Here is a 6,441-nt window from a genome sequence, read left to right as displayed (position 1 = left end):
CGAAAAGATACCTCAATCGTGATTTTTTCATACATTTGACAAGTTTAATTTATAACTACAATTAACTGTTTTGAAGCCGGACAGTGCTGGAACATTGTCCGGCTTTTTCTATTTCAGAGCATAGGTCGTTTCGTTTATTTTGGTTAATTCGGCTGAGGCTGTTGTCGCCAAAACACCTAAGGCTATTTCCGGCTCTTCAACCAATTTTAATTTTCCGGTGATTGTTTTTAAACCCAATTTTGGGTTATCCAAAATAATCTGAACAGCATAATACCGCTCCAATTTTTTGATGACCCGACTCAAATCTGATGCAGTAAAATTCAGAAAGCCATCGTGCCAGGAGACGTAGTTGATCACATTCACCGTAGTGATGATTGCTTCCGATTGTTCTTTATGGTAGGAAACTTTTTGGTTCGGCTTCAAAAGGAATTCGTTGTTCATAAAATGAAAGCCATTCTTTTTCACATTCACCTTTCCTTCAACAAGAACTGTCTCAATAACTTGATCCGACGGATAAGCCGAAATATTAAACTTCGTGCCAAGGGCCAGCACTTCCACATCACTTGTATTGACCAAAAACCTAATACCTTCTTGATGGGCAACTTCGAAGAACCCTTCACCAATCAGAAAAACTTCGCGGTTTTCACCTGTAAAAACAGTTGGATATACCAGTCGCGAACCTGCATTCAGGTAGGCCACGGTTCCGTCGGGCAACTTAATCGAGGTGTGTTTTCCGTAAGGTACCATCAACTGATTCAGCTCATTGCCCTTTGGTATTGCCCCCAAGGTATCTTGTTTATTGATAATGATCTTGCCATCATTCTGGTATTCGATACTGGATTGCTTCTCCCTGACGATGACATGGCTCCCGTCACTCAGCAGAAGCTGCGTATCGTTAATGTTACTACGGGTTTCCGAGAGCATCTGGTAGAGGGTGTCAAGCTCCGCTGATTCTTTACTGCTGTAAAACGAAAAACCAAGAATGAAGAAAATGACGCCGACAGCTACATATTTTAAAGCTGAAAATCCGAGCATGAGAAAATAAGTTCGCCTTTTTCGCCGATCAACTTCGCGAAGAATTTCGGTGAGCAAATCCATTGCTTCCTGACCGTGGTCAGCCTCATTTTTGGTCCGAAGCGATAAAATCAGCTTCCGCGCCAGGCTAACCGGTTCTTGTTCCTCCGGATGATCAGCCAGATAGTTTTGCCAATAGTCATTTAGGTCCTGGTCAGGGCGTAAAACCCATCTGACAAATTTCCGGTCTTCAAAGTATCTTTGAAATTGCTCCATCTCAAGAGGTTTGCTTTTTAGTAGGTTCCCGCAAAAGTTAAAACATGGACACGAAAAGCTGATTATTTTTCTGAAAAATATAAAAAAGCACCTGAACCATCTTAGGATCAAGTGTTTTACGAAGTGATATCAATGCACGATATACCAGTTTCCGGGCCGAATCGATGGATATTTTCAGGATATCCGATATCTCCGAATACTCCAGTTCTTCTTCAAATTTCAGGTAAATAATTTCCTTTTGCCGCGCAGGAAGGCTATTAACCGCTTTTACAAGCGCCTCCTTAATTTCTTTGGACAATTCAAATTCAACGATTTGGTTTTGAATATTATACTCGGCTTGGAACAGACCGCTTTCCAATTCTCCGTTGAGTCGAAGCGCTTGGAATTTCTTTTCCTGGAGGATTTTTTTGAGGAGCTTGTTCCGGAAGGACACAAAGAGATAGGCTTTCAAATTCTCAATTTTTCGCCCATTCAGCTTTTTCCGTTTCAGGAATAAATCAAGGTAAACCTCCTGAATACTATCGTGAATCCACTCGTGATTAGGGCAAAGTTTGTGACCGTAAGAAAGCAATCGATTAATATGTTGCTGATAAATGACTGAAAAGACTTTTTCATCTCCATCCAAAAACGAATGCCATAAAAAGTCCAAATTCTCTTGATCACGTTCGCGCATCTGATATTAATTAAACATTAGCTAAAGCTCTCAAACTGCGTCATACTTCATGTTTTACCCTGCGGTTTGTTGTCTGCAAAACAAAACCTTTGAAGTTACAATGGGTACACATTTCGGTTAAAGTCCGATTAAAAGTCCATTCAACTCCATGGTGTCATCGTTCAAACAGTTGACGAAAAAGCACCAACATAACACACATCATTTGTTACCATACAGATAGAACGCTTCCAGATGGTCGGTTCCAATTAAACCAACTCTGGCAGCTTTCAGTTCATTCCAAACACTATTTCTTATTTCCGGGGTTTGCCCGGGTGTTCCCCAAAAACGAAGCAGGTAACCATTATTTCTGGCTCTCTGCGCAAAATCATGCAACAATTTTCTCTCATCTGCCGGCATCTCCCCTGTTCCGTCCCATTCAAAAAATTTTGACCAGTTGTCACTTACGACAGGCATAAGTTCAGGAGAAATATCCGAATCAAGATTTTCAAGTCTTCCATCAAACGCCGCATAACGAATCTCCTGCGATTGCATGAATTCAAAAGGACGGTTACCGGAAACAACAACCAGCACCGCGCCTTTTGTTTTTACACCGTTGGCAAAAGTCGACAGATTCGACTTGTAATCTTGAAGAATCTGATGCAACAATTGGTAAGTTTCCAACCCGTCATTTTTAATGTCGATCAAAAGAATAAGCTCTTCGCCATTGCCATAAACCGAGCCGCCGTTTTTGCTGATTTCCTTTTTGAGTGGCTCAAGATAAAGCTGACGAAGCGTGCGCCCGGGTTTGATCTGATCAAAATCATGGGCTACGAAAAGTGAATCGCCAACGGAATAGACATCGGCCTCAATACTTTCAAAACGATGGTCCAGGGCATCGAACAGCGGCCGGCCATGTTCGTAATCATTATGGGCATGCCCGCTCAACGGGAAACCAGACTTTGTCTCTTTCGAGCCACAACCAAGCAAAAAAACAACTAAAAAACAAACGGTTAATCTCATCATCGTCTTTGGTTTTCAACCCATAATTTCATCGATTTTCACCGGACGGCCCTCAGCAACTGATTTTTTGGCAGCCAAGCCAATCGCAATCGACAACAGCCCATCATTTCCATTCACCGGCATTTCACTCCCGGAAACCAGCGCATCAATAAATTCCTTCATCTCCTGAACATACGAAGCATCATATCGCTCCAGAAAAAAGTGCAAGGGCAAGTCGCCCGATACACCTGACTCTGTGTACAATTTGTGGTTGTTCGGAAAGTTGTTTTCAGCCTGTGCCATGCCTTTGCTGCCAAACACTTCCAGCCGTTGATCGTATCCATACACTGCTTTCCGGCAGTTGTCGATCACCGCCATGCTGCCATCGTCAAAAGTCAGTGTGATGACGGCCGTGTCCACATCACCGGCCTTTCCAATCTCTGGATCAACCATAACTGCCGCTTTCGCAAACACCTCTTTCACCTGTTTTCCTGAAATGTATCGCGCCATGTCAAAATCGTGGATGGTCATATCCAGAAACATGCCTCCCGACACATTGATATAACTCACCGGCGGTGGCCCGGGGTCGCGACTGGTAATTTTGATGATTTGCGACTCGCCAATGGCGCCGCGGACCACCAGTTGCCTGATTTTCTTGAACTCCGGATCAAACCTCCGGTTGAAGCCAAGCATGAGTCTTACACCCGATTCTTGAACAACATTGAGCACTTCCTGAACGCGGCCAAGGGAAAGGTCAAGCGGCTTCTCACAAAAAATTTGCCTGCCGGCTTTTGCCGCTTTTATCGTGTAGTCAGCATGGGTGTCCGTTGGCGAGCAGATCACCACCACATCTACTCCCGGCACTGCCAGCAGTTCGTCAAAATCCTTGACAAAATTCGGCACACCAAATTCATCAGCAATGCCTTTCGACTCATCCAGCACATCCATGACCGCGACAACTTCAACTTCAGGAAAATTCCGGCACAAATTCTTCAAATGTATTTTGCCGATCCGGCCCAATCCGGCAACAGCTACTTTTAGTTTTTTCATTTTTTTTATTTTTAAAGCCCAAGTGATTTCAAAAACTCCCGGTTATTCGCTGCGCATTGCTTCGGGTTTCCCATTCCGGGAAGCACATCCTGCTCGACAACAATCCAGTCTTGATATCCTCTGTTATTCAGGATGTCCACGATCGATTTAAAATCGACACTTCCTTTTCCCAATTCACAAAAAACGCCCTTCTCCACCGATTTAAAATAATCATATCCATTCTCTTTTGCTTCTTTTCCAACCTGTTCCGAATAATCCTTAAAATGAACATGCCAGATGCGGCTGGAATACTTCTCAAGCGCCACTACCGGATTGCCACCACCAAAAGCATAATGCCCCATATCGAGGCAAAGCCCGAGCAACGAAGGATCAGTGAGTTCCATGAGCTTCGCCACTTCATCCGGTGTTTCCACATAGCCGCCGCAGTGATGATGAAAAACCGTGCGCATGCCAAATTGTTCTTTGACTATCCTGGCAACTTTTTCGGCGCCGGAAGCAAAGGTTTTCCAGTGCGCGTCAGACAATCCCATTTCCGGAGTGATCCGGCCGGCATTTTTGGTGCGCCCTTCAACCGAGCCATTTTCGTCGGCCAAAACGATAAAGGCGGTTTTGAACCCGGCGTCAAACATCAGCTTGGCGGTTTTTAGGGCCAGCTCCACCCCGGCACCGTGGGATTCTTCCTTTGCAAGCGCTACTGGGACAAAAGCCCCCAACAGCTCCAGTCTCTTTTCACTCAAAACTTGCCGAAGTTGCTTCGGATCGGTGGGCATAAAACCCCAGTCTCCCAGTTCCGTTCCGGCATAACCTGTTTCAGCCATTTCAGCAAGAACCTGCCCATACCCGAGCGGTTTCCCTTCCAGTTCAAATTCTAGTGCGCCCCAGGAACAGGGCGCGTTGGCTACTTTTATCATCGTTTGAAATCTTAAAATTTACGTGTCCATTCCTGTGGCCAGCGTTCAATGACCACTTTTGTTTGGGTGAAAAATTCGATGGCATGACGGCCTTGTCCATGCAGGTCACCAAAGAAGCTGTCGTTCCATCCACTAAATGGAAACTGTGCCATAGGTGCGGCAACCCCGATGTTGATGCCGATGTTACCGGCATTGGCCCGGTTCCGGAAGGTGCGTGCATTCAGCCCGCTTGTAGTGAACAGGCAAGCCATATTTCCAAAATTGTTACTGTTCACAAAGTCGATGGCTTCATCAATCGCATCCATATGGATCAGACTCATCACAGGCCCAAAGATTTCGGTCTTGATGATCTCCCCTTCCAGCGCCACGTTTTCCAAAATGGTTGGCTTGATAAAATTGCCTTTTTCGTATCCGCTGACGGTGGTATTCCGCCCGTCAAGCAAGAGGTTTGCCCCTTCGCTGACACCTTTGGCAATCAAACTTTCAATCCGCCTTTTACTTTCAGGAGTAATCACAGGCCCCATTTCAATTCCCTCGTCCAACCCAAAGCCTGTGGTTTTGCTTTTTGCGGCTTCGAGCAAGGCTTCTGTGATGGTTCCTTTTTTATCGCCGATGGTAATAATATTCGAAGCGGCCAAGCACCGTTGCCCGGCACAGCCGTATACACTGTCGGCAATAATTTTAGCGGTCATTTCCATGTCAGCATCGGGCATGACCAACACCGGGTTTTTGGCGCCGCCCTGCGCCTGTACCCGTTTGCCGTTGGCTGTTCCGCGCTGGTAAATGTAACGGGCAACCGGTGTGGACCCCACAAAGCTGATGGCTTTCACCTGCGGATGATCCAGTATGGCGTCCACACTGTCTTTCCCACCATGCACCAGGCTGACCAAGCCCTTGGGCAAATCCAGTTGATCAATCAATTCAAAAACCTTCATCATGGTCAGCGGCACTTTTTCCGAAGGTTTCAGGATAAAGCTGTTCCCGCAAGCCAAGGCGTACGGCAGAAACCAAAAGGGAATCATCCCAGGGAAGTTAAACGGTGCAACACAGGCACAAACCCCAACCGGCTGCCGGATCATAAACTCGTCAATTCCCGGGGCGACATTCTCCGAAAACTCACTCTGCATCAGCATGGGTGTGGCGCAGGCGGTTTCAACATTTTCAATGCCCCGTTGGATCTCCGCCTTTGACTCGGGAAGACTTTTCCCACACTCCAGTGTGATCAACCGCCCCAACTCATCCACATGCTTTTCCAGCAATTGTTTCAATTGGTAAAGTGGCTGAACCCGCCTCATAACGGGCACATTCCGCCATTCATCCAACGCTTTGACGGCTGATTCAACAGCCAATTCAACATCAGCGGCTGTTCCTTCTCCATAAGGAACTTTGGCCAAAACTTCCTGGTTGGCAGGGTTGACCACATCGACCGTGGACTGTTCCCTGCTTTCAACCCAGCTTCCATTGATATAATTCTTTAAAACTTTCATATCGTTGCAATTATTTAGTTTTTACGGTCTCCTGTTATTCATTTATGATATG

6 protein-coding genes are annotated in these 6,441 nt (G+C 45.8%); all 6 read right to left on the bottom strand.

Annotated features, from left to right (window positions below; translation table 11 throughout):
* Positions 1–108: 108 nt before the first annotated feature.
* Positions 109–1,290: a FecR domain-containing protein gene (locus tag AAC033_RS17895; RefSeq protein ID WP_339740670.1), complete on the bottom strand. Its 1,182-nt coding sequence runs from the start codon at positions 1,288–1,290 to the stop codon at positions 109–111.
* A 37-nt stretch (positions 1,291–1,327) separates the two neighbouring features.
* Positions 1,328–1,963 carry a sigma-70 family RNA polymerase sigma factor gene (locus tag AAC033_RS17890; RefSeq protein WP_339740668.1) on the bottom strand — a complete coding sequence of 212 codons (636 nt, stop codon included), beginning with the start codon at positions 1,961–1,963 and terminating at the stop codon, positions 1,328–1,330.
* Positions 1,964–2,161: 198 nt separating this feature from the next.
* Positions 2,162–2,965 carry a phosphatidylinositol-specific phospholipase C/glycerophosphodiester phosphodiesterase family protein gene (locus AAC033_RS17885; protein ID WP_339740666.1) on the bottom strand — a complete coding sequence of 268 codons (804 nt, stop codon included), beginning with the start codon at positions 2,963–2,965 and terminating at the stop codon, positions 2,162–2,164.
* 12 nt (positions 2,966–2,977) lie between these two features.
* Entirely contained in the window at positions 2,978–3,991 is a 1,014-nt protein-coding gene (gene iolG / locus AAC033_RS17880; RefSeq protein WP_339740664.1) for an inositol 2-dehydrogenase, read from the bottom strand.
* Positions 3,992–4,002: 11 nt separating this feature from the next.
* Positions 4,003–4,902: a sugar phosphate isomerase/epimerase gene (locus AAC033_RS17875; protein ID WP_339740661.1), complete on the bottom strand. Its 900-nt coding sequence runs from the start codon at positions 4,900–4,902 to the stop codon at positions 4,003–4,005.
* Positions 4,903–4,913: 11 nt separating this feature from the next.
* A complete protein-coding gene (locus AAC033_RS17870) occupies positions 4,914–6,389 on the bottom strand; it encodes a CoA-acylating methylmalonate-semialdehyde dehydrogenase (protein ID WP_339740659.1) in 1,476 nt (491 codons plus the stop codon).
* Positions 6,390–6,441: the final 52 nt, after the last annotated feature.

The organism is uncultured Sunxiuqinia sp., from assembly GCF_963974515.1.
In the GTDB taxonomy this organism is placed as follows: Bacteria; Bacteroidota; Bacteroidia; order Bacteroidales; family Prolixibacteraceae; genus Sunxiuqinia.
This window is presented reverse-complemented; position numbering and strand designations above follow the sequence as displayed.

Bases quoted from the DNA above. Each gene is read 5' to 3' on its own strand.
- AAC033_RS17895 (WP_339740670.1), bottom strand. From the start codon at position 1,290: ATGGAGCAATTTCAAAGATACTTTGAAGACCGGAAATTTGTCAGATGG.
- AAC033_RS17890 (WP_339740668.1), bottom strand. From the start codon at position 1,963: ATGCGCGAACGTGATCAAGAGAATTTGGACTTTTTATGGCATTCGTTT.
- AAC033_RS17885 (WP_339740666.1), bottom strand. From the start codon at position 2,965: ATGATGAGATTAACCGTTTGTTTTTTAGTTGTTTTTTTGCTTGGTTGT.
- iolG (WP_339740664.1), bottom strand. From the start codon at position 3,991: ATGAAAAAACTAAAAGTAGCTGTTGCCGGATTGGGCCGGATCGGCAAA.
- AAC033_RS17875 (WP_339740661.1), bottom strand. From the start codon at position 4,902: ATGATAAAAGTAGCCAACGCGCCCTGTTCCTGGGGCGCACTAGAATTT.
- AAC033_RS17870 (WP_339740659.1), bottom strand. From the start codon at position 6,389: ATGAAAGTTTTAAAGAATTATATCAATGGAAGCTGGGTTGAAAGCAGG.